10 protein-coding genes are annotated in these 12,922 nt (G+C 66.7%); 2 read left to right on the plus strand and 8 right to left on the minus strand.

Annotated features, from left to right (window positions below):
* Positions 1-197: 197 nt before the first annotated feature.
* The gene (clpS, locus tag M9H71_RS23255; RefSeq protein ID WP_455407261.1) at positions 198-503 is read right to left on the minus strand and encodes an ATP-dependent Clp protease adapter ClpS; all 306 of its coding nucleotides are present in this window, start codon (positions 501-503) and stop codon (positions 198-200) included.
* Positions 504-706: 203 nt separating this feature from the next.
* On the opposite strand from clpS, the gene M9H71_RS23260 reads away from it, so the two are divergent.
* Positions 707-1,549, plus strand: coding sequence for a DUF1194 domain-containing protein (locus M9H71_RS23260; RefSeq protein ID WP_455407235.1), 843 nt, complete (start codon positions 707-709; stop codon positions 1,547-1,549).
* Between the two features lie 157 nt (positions 1,550-1,706).
* Here M9H71_RS23260 and yiaY read toward each other — a convergent pair whose 3' ends face one another.
* Together yiaY and adh are read right to left on the minus strand one after the other, a co-directional pair.
* A complete protein-coding gene (yiaY, locus tag M9H71_RS23265; protein WP_455407236.1) occupies positions 1,707-2,858 on the minus strand; it encodes an L-threonine dehydrogenase in 1,152 nt (383 codons plus the stop codon).
* Positions 2,859-3,041: 183 nt separating this feature from the next.
* Complete coding sequence (adh, locus tag M9H71_RS23270) at positions 3,042-4,544, minus strand: aldehyde dehydrogenase (RefSeq protein WP_455407262.1); 1,503 nt, start codon at positions 4,542-4,544, stop codon at positions 3,042-3,044.
* A 255-nt stretch (positions 4,545-4,799) separates the two neighbouring features.
* Here adh and M9H71_RS23275 point away from each other — a divergent pair, with 255 nt between their 5' ends.
* Positions 4,800-6,689 (plus strand): sigma-54-dependent Fis family transcriptional regulator, encoded by a 1,890-nt coding sequence (locus M9H71_RS23275; RefSeq protein ID WP_455407237.1) that lies wholly within the window; start codon positions 4,800-4,802, stop codon positions 6,687-6,689.
* Between the two features lie 34 nt (positions 6,690-6,723).
* Here the strand turns inward: M9H71_RS23275 and M9H71_RS23280 are convergent, their stop codons facing one another.
* The 5 genes from M9H71_RS23280 to M9H71_RS23300 form a co-directional block, all read right to left on the minus strand.
* The gene (locus M9H71_RS23280; RefSeq protein ID WP_455407238.1) at positions 6,724-8,121 is read right to left on the minus strand and encodes a carotenoid oxygenase family protein; all 1,398 of its coding nucleotides are present in this window, start codon (positions 8,119-8,121) and stop codon (positions 6,724-6,726) included.
* Between the two features lie 32 nt (positions 8,122-8,153).
* Complete coding sequence (locus tag M9H71_RS23285) at positions 8,154-9,533, minus strand: vWA domain-containing protein (RefSeq protein WP_455407239.1); 1,380 nt, start codon at positions 9,531-9,533, stop codon at positions 8,154-8,156.
* Positions 9,526-10,635, minus strand: coding sequence for an AAA family ATPase (locus M9H71_RS23290; RefSeq protein WP_455407240.1), 1,110 nt, complete (start codon positions 10,633-10,635; stop codon positions 9,526-9,528). The genes M9H71_RS23285 and M9H71_RS23290 overlap by 8 nt, the downstream gene beginning before the upstream one ends.
* Before the next feature lie 18 nt (positions 10,636-10,653).
* On the minus strand, positions 10,654-11,697 hold the full coding sequence (locus tag M9H71_RS23295; protein ID WP_455407241.1) for a hypothetical protein: 1,044 nt from the start codon (positions 11,695-11,697) through the stop codon (positions 10,654-10,656).
* A 181-nt stretch (positions 11,698-11,878) separates the two neighbouring features.
* Complete coding sequence (locus M9H71_RS23300) at positions 11,879-12,874, minus strand: alpha/beta fold hydrolase (RefSeq protein ID WP_455407242.1); 996 nt, start codon at positions 12,872-12,874, stop codon at positions 11,879-11,881.
* Between the last annotated feature and the right edge of the window lie 48 nt (positions 12,875-12,922).

Consider the following 12,922-nt stretch of genomic DNA (forward strand, 5'->3'; position numbering starts at 1 on the left):
TGCGCACAGTGCTGCCGCACGAGTGAAGAGGCTCCCTCGCCCCGCTTGCGGGGAGAGGGCTGGGGTGAGGGGGCGTTTCTGCAAGGCCGAGAGGCTCGGCCGTGTTGAGACGCCCCCTCACCCGACCCGTCGTCGCTTCGCTCCGTCGGGTCGACCTCTCCCCGCACGCGGGGAGAGGTGAAATCCCGCGGAGGGCACTACTCCTCCGGTTCGGTCGTAAACAGCAGCGGGTAACCCTTGGCGCGGCCGGCGTCGGTGGCGCGAGTGGCCTTGGTTTCGGCGACGTCCTTGGTGAACACGCCGACGACGCAGACGCCGCGCTGATGCGCGGTGAGCATGACTTTGTAGGCCTGATCCTCGGTCATCCGGAACTCGGCCTTCAGCACCGAGACCACGAAGTCGCGCGGCGTGTAGTCGTCGTTGACCAGGATCACCTTGTGCAGCTTCGGCCGCTCGACCTTGATTTTGGCCTTGGTCTTCGGCTTCAGGTCGGTGTTGCTCATTCGCTGTCTGACCCGTTGCTCGCCGGTGAAGTAATTGCGGGCGGCATTGTACAGCGTCGGCGCCAGCGGTGAAACCGGCAGCCGCCCGATCACGAACCATGATCGCCGGTGACTGGAAAGTGATCGGGATGGAACCGGCCCGCCTGCTTTCCGTCACGTCAGTTGCATGTCACGATCGTGGTTGGTCGACCGGAGGGCTGCTGATGCGCTGGTGGGTCTCGATCGGAAGCATGCTCGCCGTCGCAGCCGCCGCTGGCGTCGCCGCTGTGGCCGCGCCCCGTCAGCCGCCGCAATCTGCAGCGGGCCGCGACGAAGCCAAGCAGGTCGACGTCGAACTGGTGCTGGCAGTGGACGTCTCCTACTCGATGGACGTCGATGAACTCGCAGTGCAACGCGAAGGCTATGCCCAGGCGTTGATGTCCAGCGAGTTCCTCAAAACTCTGAAGACCGGCCCCAACGGACGAATCGCGGTGACGTATTTCGAGTGGGCCGCCTCCAGCGATCAGAAGATCATTCTGCCGTGGCAGATCATCGACGGACCGGAATCGGCCGATGCGGTCGCGGCAGAGATCATGAAGGCGCCGCTGCGCCGCGCTTCGCGCACCTCGATCTCCGGTGCGATCAATTTCGCGCTGCCGCTGTTCGAGCAGAACCCGTATCACGGGCTGCGCCGGGTGATCGACATCTCCGGCGACGGGCCGAACAACAACGGTGAGCCGGTGACGATCGCGCGCGACGCCGCGGTCGCCAAGGGCGTCATCATCAACGGTCTGCCGATCATGGTGAAGGAGCCGTCCTACTCGATGATGGATATCGAGAATCTGGATTACTACTATGAGGACTGCGTGATCGGCGGTCCCGGCGCGTTCGTGGTGACGATCAAGGACCGCGCCAAGTTCAAGGAAGCGATCCACACCAAACTCGTGATGGAGGTCGCCGGCCACGTCCCGCCGGCCCGCATTGTTCCGATCGCCGAAGAGCAGCGCCCGGCACGGGTGTCGTGCCTGATCGGCGAGAAGGTCTGGCAGGATCGGTGGGGGCGGTGAGGGCACCCTTGTCATTCCGGGCCGCGAGCAAAGCTCGCGAACCCGAAATCCATTGCCCCTCTGGTCGCGTCTTAACCACGGCAGTCTTGCCGAAGGAACAGCCGCCGTCGTGGTGATGAATTCCGGGGCCGCTCCGCGCGAGCGCCCCGGAATGCCGTCAGGCCGCGGCGCGGAAGATCGTCTCGATCTCGGACTGCGTCGCCTGCTTCGGATTGGTGAAGCCGCACGCATCCTTCAGCGCGTTGGCGGCGAGGACCGGCACGTCGGTTTCCTTCATGCCGAGCCCGCCGAGCCCGGACGGGATGCCGACATCGGTCGACAGCCGCTGGATTGCGTGAATGGCGGCATCGGCGCCCTGCGCGTCGGTGAGGCCGGTGACGTCGACGCCGAGCGCGTGGGCGACATCCTTCAGCCGTCCCGCCGCTACCTGGGCGTTGTAGGCCTGCACATGCGGCAGCAGCACCGCATTGCAGACGCCGTGCGGCAGGTCGTAGAAGCCGCCGAGCTGATGCGCCATCGCATGCACGTAGCCCAGCGAGGCGTTGTTGAAGGCCATGCCGGCGAGGAAGCCCGCATACGACATCGCCTCGCGGGCGACGAGGTTCTGGCCCTCGGCGACGACGGTGCGCAGACTGTTGGAGATGATCGACATCGCCTTCAGCGCGCAGGCGTCGGTGATCGGCGTGGCGGCGATCGACACATAGGCCTCGATCGCGTGCGTCAGCGCGTCCATGCCGGTGGCGGCGGTCAGCGCCGGCGGTTTGCCGAGCATCAACACCGGATCGTTGACCGACAGCAGCGGCGTGGTGTGGCGATCGACGATCGCCATCTTCACCTGACGCGCCTCGTCGGTGATGATGCAGAAACGCGTCATTTCGCTCGCCGTGCCGGCGGTAGTGTTGACGGCGATCAGCGGAAGCTGCGCGTGCTCCGACTTGTCGACGCCTTCGTAGTCCTTGATGCTGCCGCCATTGGTGGCGGTGAGCGCGATGCCCTTGGCGCAGTCGTGCGCCGAGCCGCCGCCGAGCGAGATCACGCAGTCGCAGTTTTCCTGCTTCAGCAGCGCGAGCCCGTCCTCGACGTTCTTGATCGTCGGGTTCGGCTTGGCGCCGGGGAACACTACGCTGGTGACGTTGCGCTCGATCAGCATCGAGGCGATCTGGTCGGCGACGCCGAGCTTGTGCAGCCCGCTGTCGGTGACGATCAGCGCGCGCTTGAAGCCGCGGGCCTTGGCGTGGTCTGCGGCGCTCGACACGCAGCCGGCGCCGAACAGGTTGAGAGAGGGGATGAAAAAGGTCGTTGCGGTCATTGGTGCTTCCTTCCATGCGTTTGTTGTTGGTCGGTGGTCGATGAGCAGTCCGACCGGCGATCCGCCGGAGCGGACACGCTCGGATTCGCAGGGCAAGGCCCCGCTGCCCGGGCGGCGCGCGAGACGTCGCCCGGTATGGCTGCGGCCAAGTGCTGAGCGCTGGCCGATGAAGTAGCTATTGCGTCAGAAGAACCCGAGCGGGCCGGTGCCGTAGCTCACCAGCAGGTTCTTGGTGTGCTGATAGTGATCAAGCATCATCTTGTGGGTCTCGCGGCCGATGCCGGACTGCTTGTAGCCGCCGAAGGCGGCGTGCGCCGGATAGGCGTGGTAGCAGTTGGTCCACACCCGGCCCGCCGCGATCGCGCGCCCGAACCGATAGGCGCGGGTGCCGTCGCGGGTCCAGACGCCGGCGCCGAGGCCGTACTGGGTGTCGTTGGCGATCGCGAGCGCTTCGGCCTCGTCCTTGAAGGTGGTGACCGACACCACGGGGCCGAAGATCTCCTCCTGGAAGATCCGCATCTGGTTGTGGCCGCGGAACACGGTCGGATGCACGTAGTAACCGCCGGCGAGATCGCCCGGCAGCTCGGCGCGGGCGCCGCCTGCGAGCAACTCGGCGCCTTCCTGGCGGCCGATGTCGATGTAGGACAGGATCTTCTCGAGCTGTTCCTGGGATGCCTGCGCGCCGATCATCGTCGCCGGATCGCGCGGGTCGCCTTGGCGAATTGCGGCGACGCGGGCGAGTGCCCGCTCCATGAAGCGCTCGTAAATCGACTCCTGCACCAGCGCGCGGCTCGGGCAGGTACACACTTCGCCCTGGTTGAGCGCGAACATCACGAAGCCTTCGATCGCCTTGTCGAAGAACGGATCGTCCTCGGCGGCGACATCGCTGAAGAAGATGTTCGGCGACTTGCCGCCGAGTTCGAGCGACACCGGCACCAGGTTCTCGCTGGCGTATTGCATGATCAGTCGGCCGGTCGAGGTCTCGCCGGTGAAGGCGATCTTGGCGATGCGCGGGCTCGAGGCCAGCGGCTTGCCGGCTTCGACGCCGAAGCCGTTGACGATGTTGAGGACGCCGGGTGGCAACAGATCGCCGACCAGCTCGGCCCACACCAGGATCGAGGCCGGGGTCTGCTCGGCGGGCTTGAGCACCACGCAGTTGCCGGCGGCGAGCGCGGGCGCCAGCTTCCAGGCGGCCATCAGCAGCGGAAAGTTCCAGGGAATGATCTGACCGACGACGCCGAGCGGCTCATGAAAATGATACGCAATCGTGTCGTGATCGATCTCCGAGATCGAGCCCTCCTGCGCGCGCAGCGCTCCTGCGAAATAGCGGAAGTGATCGATCGCCAGCGGCAGATCGGCAGCTCGCGTCTCGCGGATCGGCTTGCCATTGTCCAGCGTCTCGGCGATCGCCAAGAGATCGAGATTAGCTTCCATTCGATCGGCGATGCGATTGAGAATGAGTGACCGTTCTGTCGTTGTGGTCTTGGCCCAGTCGGAACTGGCCGCGTGCGCTGCATCGAGCGCGAGTTCGACGTCTTCCTTCTGCGAGCGCGCGATTTCAGTGAGTTTTGCGCCAGTGATCGGCGTCGTGTTGTCGAAGTACCGTCCATCGATCGGTTCCACCCAGCGGCCGCCGATAAAGTTGCCATAGCGGGTTTTGAATACGGTGCTGGCGTCCGGATGCATCGTTGTGATGAGGTTCATGGCTTCCTCCCATTGTGTTGAAGCGGGCGGAACTACGCACAACCTGTGCCAAGCGTCGCGCAGTCAGCGGCGATTGCGCTGCGAACTGATCAGTTCGTTGAAAAGGCTGGGAGGATTCTAGATCGGGTGGGGCCGGCACAGGTGGTGATCTCTGGACAGCACCTCCGGCTGCGTGTGATAATCGCAGCAGTTGGGCGCAACACCTGTTGCAGAATCCAACACTCCGAGGATCCGCTCATGTCAATAGCATCAAACCGTGATGCCGTCGTCACTGCGCGCCGCCGATTCTTCGGAGAGGGGCGCTCCGTCGACGGAATGCTCGCCGCTCCGATCCTGCGGTCGTGGCAACGCTGCGCCGGCCAAGGGCTGGACGCCAGCCGTTCACCGCTGGTCGAGCCCCCCACCGCCCGCGAACTGCGCGAACTACACGAACGCCATGACCGGCTCGGCCGCCTCGCGCGGCCGGAGCTCAATGCACTGCAGGGCGACGCACGCCTGACCGGCAGTGTCGTCATTCTCACCGATGCGGCTGGTGTCTTGCTCGACATGATCGGCGACGGCGCGTTCGCCGGACGCGCTGCGCAAGTTGCGCTGCGGCCCGGCGTGTCGTGGAGCGAGGCCGACACCGGCACCAATGCGATCGGTACGGCGCTGGTCGAACGCCAGCCGATCGCCGTTCACGGCGCCGAGCACTTTTTCGAGCGGCACCGGATTCTCGCCTGCGCGGCTGCGCCGCTGATCGATCCGCGCGGCAGGGTCGCCGGCGCGCTCGACATGACCGGGCCCGCGGCGATCCGCCATGTCCACGCCCTCGGCCTGATGCGGCTCGCCGCCGAGCAGATCGAGCACCGATTCTTCACGGAGAGCTTCGAGCATTGCACCTTGCTGCGGCTGCACACCGATCGGGCGCTGCTCGGCACGCCGCGCGAGGGCGTGCTAGCGTTCGCGGACGGCATATTGGTCGGTGCCAACCGGCACGGTCTCGATCTGATGAATCTGGATTGGCCGGCACTCGACCTCGCACGGCTCGAAACGCTGCTGCCCGGTGTCCGTCCCTCCGAGCAGATTCAAATGCTGCGTGGCCCGCGCGGCACGCGGCTGTGGGGCCGGCTGATCGAGCCGCCGCGGCGCAGCTCCCGTGCGCCGGTCGCCGCAGCGGTCGCGGCTCCGACGCCGGCATCGCCAGCGGGCGAGGTCGAGCCGATCCTCGATGCGGAGATGATGGCGCAGCTGTCGCGCGCCGTGCGTCTGGTCGAGGCCGGGATTCCGGTGTTGCTGCTCGGCGAGACCGGATCGGGCAAGGACGTCTTCGCGCGCCGCGTTCACGCCGAGAGTGCGCGGCGTAGCAAGCCGTTCGTTCCGGTGAATTGTGCGGCGCTCCCCGAGGGGCTGATCGAGTCGGAGCTGTTCGGCTATGAGGCCGGTGCCTTCACCGGCGCGCGGCGGCAGGGCGCCCCTGGCCTGCTGCGCCAGGCCGACGGGGGCGTGTTGTTTCTCGACGAGATCGGCGACATGCCGCTGTCGCTGCAGAGCCGGCTGCTCCGCGTGCTGCAGGACAAGCAGATCTCGCCGCTCGGCGGCGGACGTCCGGTGCCGGTGGACTTCGCGCTGATCTGCGCCACGCATCAGCCGCTCGGCTCGCTGCTGGCTGCCGGCAGCTTCCGCCAGGATTTGTACTTCCGCATCGCCCAATACGTCGTCGAGCGGCCGCCGGTGCGCCATCATCCGGATCGGCTCGCTTTGGTGCGGACGCTGTGGCGCCAGCTCGGCGCCGAGGAGGCGGGCGTCCAGCTGTCGGCCGAGGTCGAGCGCGTGCTCGCCGCTTACAACTGGCCGGGCAACTACCGGCAATTGGTCGGCACGCTGCGGGCGCTTCTGGTGCTCGGCGAGCCGGGACACCCGGTCGAGGTCTCGGCGCTTCCCGCCGAAATCGGCGCGGCGGTCAGTGCCTGCGACAGTCACGTCCCCGTGCCGCCGGTGACGTCGCTCGCGGAGCATACAAGGTCGGCCCTGCAGGCGGCGCTGGAGGCCAGCGGCGGAAATGTCTCGCGCGCCGCGCGCCGGCTCGGGATCGATCGGAGTACCTACTATCGCCGCCTTCTGAAGGACAAAGATCGCGGTCGATGAGCCGCTGCGCTGGCGCCGCGGCCGAGACAAATCGTCAGTCCGCCGCCACCCAGTTGCCGTGGAAGCCATCGGGGATACGGTGGCCGAGTTGCACCAGGGCAATCGGGCCGGCGGCAATGTCGGCAGCGTTGAAGACGGCGAGGTCGCTGCGGTTTTCGCAGCCGCGCCACACCACCGCGAGCAGCCAGCCGTCGGCTTCGTCGGACTCCTTGCTGCGCGGCACGAACACCGGCTCGCCGATGGTGTCGCCGACCGGCAGGAAATAGCGTCCGCGGCGTTCGCCGTCGTCGCCGACATGCACCAGCCCGGACAGTACGTCCGGCGCTTCCGGATTCATGCAGGCGTACCAGCCGTGATGGCTGCGCAGCCCGGCGCGGCGTTCGTCGATCCGCGGAAATTCGCCGTTGATGTCGTCGAGATAGGCGCGGCGGAAGCTGTCGCTACGTCCGTCGAGATCGAACGTCCAGCGGCACAGCCGGGCGCGCGCCTTGTCCGGATCGGTCGGCCGGCCGCTCGTGTCGGTGAAGAACGGCGGCGCTTCCGACTGCATCACGTTGGCGACGATGGTGTTGCCCTCGTCCCAGGCGTTCATGACGTGAAACACGAAGCACGGCTCGCTGCGAAACCAGCGGATGTCGCGGACGCTGCCGCTCCGCGGCAGCACGCCGACATACGAGCCCTTGCGTGGCTCCCAGGCGTAAGGCGGCTTGCCGCGCACCGCGCGCCAGATGCTGCCGGTCAGCGGCAGGATCGGAAACAGCATATGCTTCGCGGTGACGATGAAATCGTGCACCATCGCCGAGTACGGCGCCTTGAAGCGCTCCAGCCGCGTCAGCCGGCCGGAGGCGTCGATCGCGCCGTGCATCATGCCGCGGCCGAGCGGCCGGCCGACATTGTAGCCGAAGAACAGCATCTCGCCGGTCACCGGGTCGATCTTCGGATGCGCGGTGAAAGGCCCCTGCAGCGCCCCGCCGTAGTCGCAATAGCCGCGGGTCTCCAGCGTATCGCGCTCGATCTGCATCGGCTGATGCGCTTCCTCGAGCGCCAGCAGGCGGCCGGCGTGATACACCACGTTGGTATTGGCGACGTTGCCGTCGCGCGGCGTCGAGGCCGGCGCATCCTTCAGCCGCATGTTGAATTCGCCGTACAGCGGCTTGCCGGCGGCGTGCTCGGCGAGCCATTTCGGCGTCCGCACCCAGCGATTGCGATACGACGCGCGGCCGTTCTCCAAATGGAAGGCGTGCAGCATGCCGTCGCCGAAGAACCAATGCGCGTTCGGCGAGACGAATTGCGGATTGGCGCCGTTGCGATACAGCGTGCCGTTCAGCTCGCGCGGCAGCTCGCCCTTGATGGCGAGGAACGGCGCGTCGCACTCCATCGGAATCGGCGCGACGTTGTCCCAGGTCGTCGGGATGCCTCTCACCTGCAGCATGTCGTCGGTCTCCTCGTCGTCGCCGCAAGTCCTCAGTCCAGCGCCAGCAGTCGGCCGAACGGCTGCACCGCGTGGGAATGCTCTTGTGGCACGGCCCAGATCACCGGCCAGCGCGGCTTGAACTCCGCCGGGCCTTCGAGGTCGGTCAGCACCACGGTGATGTCGGGCTGGTGCCGGTCGGCCTCGGCGAGCAATGGCGTGAAATTGGTGCCGCCGCCACCGGCAAATTCGATGTCGCTGAGCACGAAGCGTCGGCCCGGCTCGAAGACCTCGACCTGTCGCACCCGCTCGTCGCCGATGATCAATACCAGGCCGGCTTCCTGGCGCCTGATGATGGTCTCGATCTCGGTCGCGAAGCGTTGCATCAACTGATCGTCGATCGAGCCGGAAACATCGATGATCAATGCCAGCCGCGGCTCGTTCTTGGTCGGGCTGAAGCCCGGCTCGAACGGCATCCGATGATTGCCGGCGCGGCCCTGATTGGCGATGTAGGAACGTGTCGGGCGCGACCAGGTCAGCGCCGGCTTGCGCGCCAGGCCGCGCGCGAGCTGCACCCGCAGCACCTGCGCCCACGGCGTGCGGCTGTGCGGCAGATCGGCGATCAGCGCGCGCAGCATCGAGAACGCGCCGTCGCCGGCATGGCCGCGCAGGATGCGTTCGCTCCATTCCCGCGCCTGTTCGGCCTCGTGCTCGGGGACCGATTGCGATTCCGGATTCGGCACCAGATCGCGGGCGCCGCCGGCGCCGAGCGCCCGCACCTTGGCGGAGCGGGCGCCGTCGCTGCTCTGTGCGGTCTCGCGCTCTGACGTGCCGGATTGCGACTGCGCCTGATCCTTGCCGCCGGAGCCCGAAGCGTCCGCTTCTGAGCCTTGCTGCGATTTCCGGCCGGACTTCTGCTTGCCGCTGGTGCCGTCACGGTCGCGGTCGTCGATCGCGCGATACAGCTTCTCGACGTCCCATTCCAGCAGCGCTGATTCCGGTTGCTGCTCGCGGTCGAGTGCCTTGAACAAGATCTGTTCGAGCATCACGGCGTTGTCCGGCAGATGCAACCAGTTCAGATGCGCCAGCGTCGTATTGACGATGGCGTCGGCGCAGATGTTGAACAGTTCGAGGTCGACGTCGCCTTGCGTGCGTTGCAGCTCGACGAAGCGTTGCGAGTGGCGCAGCGCGATGTGCAGCACCTCGTGTGCGACGAGCCCGACCTGATCGGGCAACGGCAGTCGTTCGAACGCTGCGCTGTAAAACACCGTGGTGCCGTCGGTCAGCGCCGCGGGCGTCTCTGCCGGTGTATCGTCCGGCAGATCGCGGTGCTGAACCCACAGTGCCAGCCCACCGGTCGACGGTGCGAACTCCACTATGCGCTGGATCGCGCGCGTGCCGCGGTGGCTGTACAGCGCGCCCGGCTCAGGCATCGGCGGCTTCCAATTGCCGGCGGTCGGCGTAGCGGGCGTAGACCGGGCTGTCGAGGATTGCGGCTTCGATGCCGTTCTCGAGTCCGCGCTGCATCAACAGCTCCATCGCCAGCGTCTGCGCTTCGCGGATCGGCAGCGGTGCGCTGCTGCGGACCTCGGGCAGTTGCTCGATGATCTCCAGCGCTCGCGCCAGCGTCTCCTTGTCGGTGCACGCGGCCAGCAGGCCGTACAGCATGCCGTACAGCGCATCGAGCGACTTCGGCAGCAGCGCGGCGGTCTCCGGGCCCGGCCGTGCGGCGAGCAGCTTCAGCACGTCGGTGCCGGCCTGGATCTCGCGCAGCACGCCGAAGAATTCCGCCGCATTCGCGGCGCCGATCCGCCCTTGCACGAACAGCCGCTTGGCGTGCTCGGACAGGCCGGATTTCAGCACGTTGGAGATGTCCTCCCAGCCGCGCGGGCTGGCGCCGATCAGATGATCGCCGGCGAGCTGCGCCTGGGTGTCGTCGAGCTTGTCGGGGCGGATCTTCAAATACGCCATCACCTCCGGCGCGAAGTCGTGGGTGATCGCGTGGCCGAGGAAGGCGTCGATCGCAGTCTGGACGTTGAAGTGGAACATGCGGTCGGCGAGCGCCGTGCCCATGTCGTGGCTGATCGCGCCGTGGAAGCTGGCGTTGCCGGCGGCGACCACCTGCCAACCATCGGGCAGGTGATAATTGCCGACGCGGCGATCGAGGATCAGCGAATAGGCCGAGATCTGCAGCCGTTGATCGGCCGCGGTGAGCTCGTCGAGAAACAGCACGCCCTCGGGCTGATCGTGCGACGGCAGGAACTCCGGCGGAAACCACACCGTCTTAGCGAGGTTCTCGTCGGCATAGATCGCGCCGCGGATGTCGACCGGTTCGATCGTGGTCAGCCGCAGATCGATCAGCGGCACCTGATAATGCGCCGCGACCTGGCGGACGATCGACGACTTGCCGACCCCGCGCGTCCCCCACAGCATCGATGCGCGCCGCCGCAGCGTCGGCTCGGCATATTGCTCGATCAGCGCGGCCTTGGCGGCGGCGATCGAGACCGGGGGGATGTTCATCGGGTTGCCGTGCATCGATCGTGTCCTCGTTCGTCAGGTCGTCTGGGCATCCATCTGCGATCGCGCCGGCTCGGTCTCCGGCAGCCATGTCGCCTTCCAGCGCCGCGGCAGCGGCGGGATTTCCAAAGACGGCGTCTCGCGCATCCCGAACGCGCCGAACATCAGCAGCGGCGGCGCGCCCATCAGCAGCAGGTTGAAGATCGAGTCCTGCGGCACGTCGATCAACGTCAGGCTGGCGGCACCGGCGATCAGGCCGCCGAAGAACAGCGTCGGGATCGAACGACGGAACGTCACCTTCCAGCGCGCGCCGCGCAGCGTCTCGTAGTAAGCGGCCGGCGGCCGCGTCAGCGTGCGGGCGAGATGCGCCACGGTCGTTTCCAGCGCGGCTTCGACGCGGCGGCTCCGCTCAGGCTCCTGGCCGCGCACCTTGATCTTGCCGGTGAAGCCGGCCTTGCTCTTGCGCAGCGGCGACCACGCCCAGCCGATCATCGCCAGCAGATCCTCCGGCAGCGCCACGCCGGGCGTGCGCGGGGTGATGTCGATCTCGGCCGGATAGCCGCGCACCTGCGCGGCGCGCAGCAGCACGCGGAAGCCGGCGATCTCCGCTTCGCCGCGCAGCAACTCGCGCTGCGCCGTGGCGCCGCCGGGCTGCGGTGTCCTGCCTGCGGTGAGACGGTAGCTCAGCGCGACGATCGTGCCTTCGACGGTCCTGAATTGCTGCTGCGGCAGCACCGGCTCGATCCTCTGCAGCAGAGACTCGATATCCTCGCCCTGGGTCTCGATCGTTGCCGTGAGGCCGTTTTGCAGCGTCAATGTCCGGGTCAGCAGATGCTGGCCGGGATGAGAGCTGTCGAGTTGCAGCAGCTCCCTCGCATCGATGCCGCCGCGTCCGGCCTCGTCGTGCATCACCGGCTTGAAGATCAGCCTCCGCGCGATGCGGTCGCTGGCGGCGAGATCGACCTGATAGCCGCGCCGCGTGAACGGCTGCACCAGCGAGAGGATTTCGTGATGCGTCAGCGGCGGCGCCGTCGCGATTTCGGATCCGTCCGACCCGGTCAGAAGTTGTGCGTAGTTCATTCCGTCAGCAACCTCCGCAACTGAAGTCCTCGCGGCGTAGCCTTGAAGGCTGGCTACGCCGCGAGTCACGCGCTCAAATCGATCGCGTCAGGCTAGTTTCTTCAACTGCGAAGCGAAGGCAACTCACGCTATTGTTGATCGTGCATGGTTGGTGGAGTTGCCTCGTGCATTCGCGGAGACCCTACGCCGATTGTGCGAGCGTCGGCTTGCCGATGTCGCCTGTCGGCAGCTTGGCGATGAATTGTCCGTATGAAGATACCACTCGATCCAGCGCCTCGAAGTGAGGGAACGCGCCGGTATCGAACTGCACGATGGTCCAGTTCGAACGGCCGGCGACGCGGCTCTTGTGACGGTAGTCGATGAAATCGCCGCGCACGCCGTGTGCCATCCACACCGGCAACCGGAGCTGCTCATAGATATTCAGGATGTCGGTGCTGAACATGAAGCCGGCGACGAAGTAATACGGCGCGTGGCGCGCTCCGGGCTGATGCGTGGTGGCGTAGTCGTACTCCACCATCGGCTCGTCGATGTCCTTCGAGCCCCACGCCTTCTCCAGGAATTTGCGGATCACCGGCCGGGCCGTGAGCATCTTGAAGAAGCCGCGGTCCCACAGCTTGACCCGCAACAGGTCGATGATCCAGGAGCGGCCGCGGGTGCCGGGCGTGCGCGCGTCGCGGGCCCGTCCTTCGAAGCCGGTCGGACTGATGAAACCCAGCGAGCGAAACGCCTGCGGAGTCTCGGTGGCGGCGCGGGCGAGGAATTCGCTGCCGAGCGACAGCGCCAGCGCGTCGATCGGCTGCTCGCCGTGCAGGCGCCGGATCTGTTCGACGGCAGCGTGAACAGCGTCGGTCATCATCCGCGCGGTGTATTCGCGGTCGTCGCGATCGGACTGCCCGAATCCCGGAAGGTCGATCGCGTAGACCGAGCGAGACTGCGCGTAGTAGTCGTACAGCGGCTTGACCTCGTAGGCCGAGCCGGCGGCGTTGATGCTGTGGATCAGCAGCAGCGGCGTGGTGTCGCCATCGGCTCGCGCGGTGCCGTCCGCATAGACGGCGAACCGGCCGACGACGCTGGTGATGTCGGTGCGCGTGCCGGCCACCGGATTGGCGAGGCTTCCGCGTGCATGGTGCTGCCCGATGGCAACTGTGTCGATTGCTTGCCCGCTGACCAACGGCATTGCGACCTCTCTTCGATTTGAGCGAACTGTCGAGCCAATCGCGTCAAA

This window comes from Rhodopseudomonas parapalustris (assembly GCF_053772255.1).

Coding starts and splice junctions, on each gene's coding strand:
- clpS (WP_455407261.1), bottom strand. CDS start 503: ATGAGCAACACCGACCTGAAGCCGAAGACCAAGGCCAAAATCAAGGTC.
- M9H71_RS23260 (WP_455407235.1), top strand. CDS start 707: ATGCGCTGGTGGGTCTCGATCGGAAGCATGCTCGCCGTCGCAGCCGCC.
- yiaY (WP_455407236.1), bottom strand. CDS start 2,858: ATGACCGCAACGACCTTTTTCATCCCCTCTCTCAACCTGTTCGGCGCC.
- adh (WP_455407262.1), bottom strand. CDS start 4,544: ATGCATCCGGACGCCAGCACCGTATTCAAAACCCGCTATGGCAACTTT.
- M9H71_RS23275 (WP_455407237.1), top strand. CDS start 4,800: ATGTCAATAGCATCAAACCGTGATGCCGTCGTCACTGCGCGCCGCCGA.
- M9H71_RS23280 (WP_455407238.1), bottom strand. CDS start 8,121: ATGCTGCAGGTGAGAGGCATCCCGACGACCTGGGACAACGTCGCGCCG.
- M9H71_RS23285 (WP_455407239.1), bottom strand. CDS start 9,533: ATGCCTGAGCCGGGCGCGCTGTACAGCCACCGCGGCACGCGCGCGATC.
- M9H71_RS23290 (WP_455407240.1), bottom strand. CDS start 10,635: ATGCACGGCAACCCGATGAACATCCCCCCGGTCTCGATCGCCGCCGCC.
- M9H71_RS23295 (WP_455407241.1), bottom strand. CDS start 11,697: ATGAACTACGCACAACTTCTGACCGGGTCGGACGGATCCGAAATCGCG.
- M9H71_RS23300 (WP_455407242.1), bottom strand. CDS start 12,874: ATGCCGTTGGTCAGCGGGCAAGCAATCGACACAGTTGCCATCGGGCAG.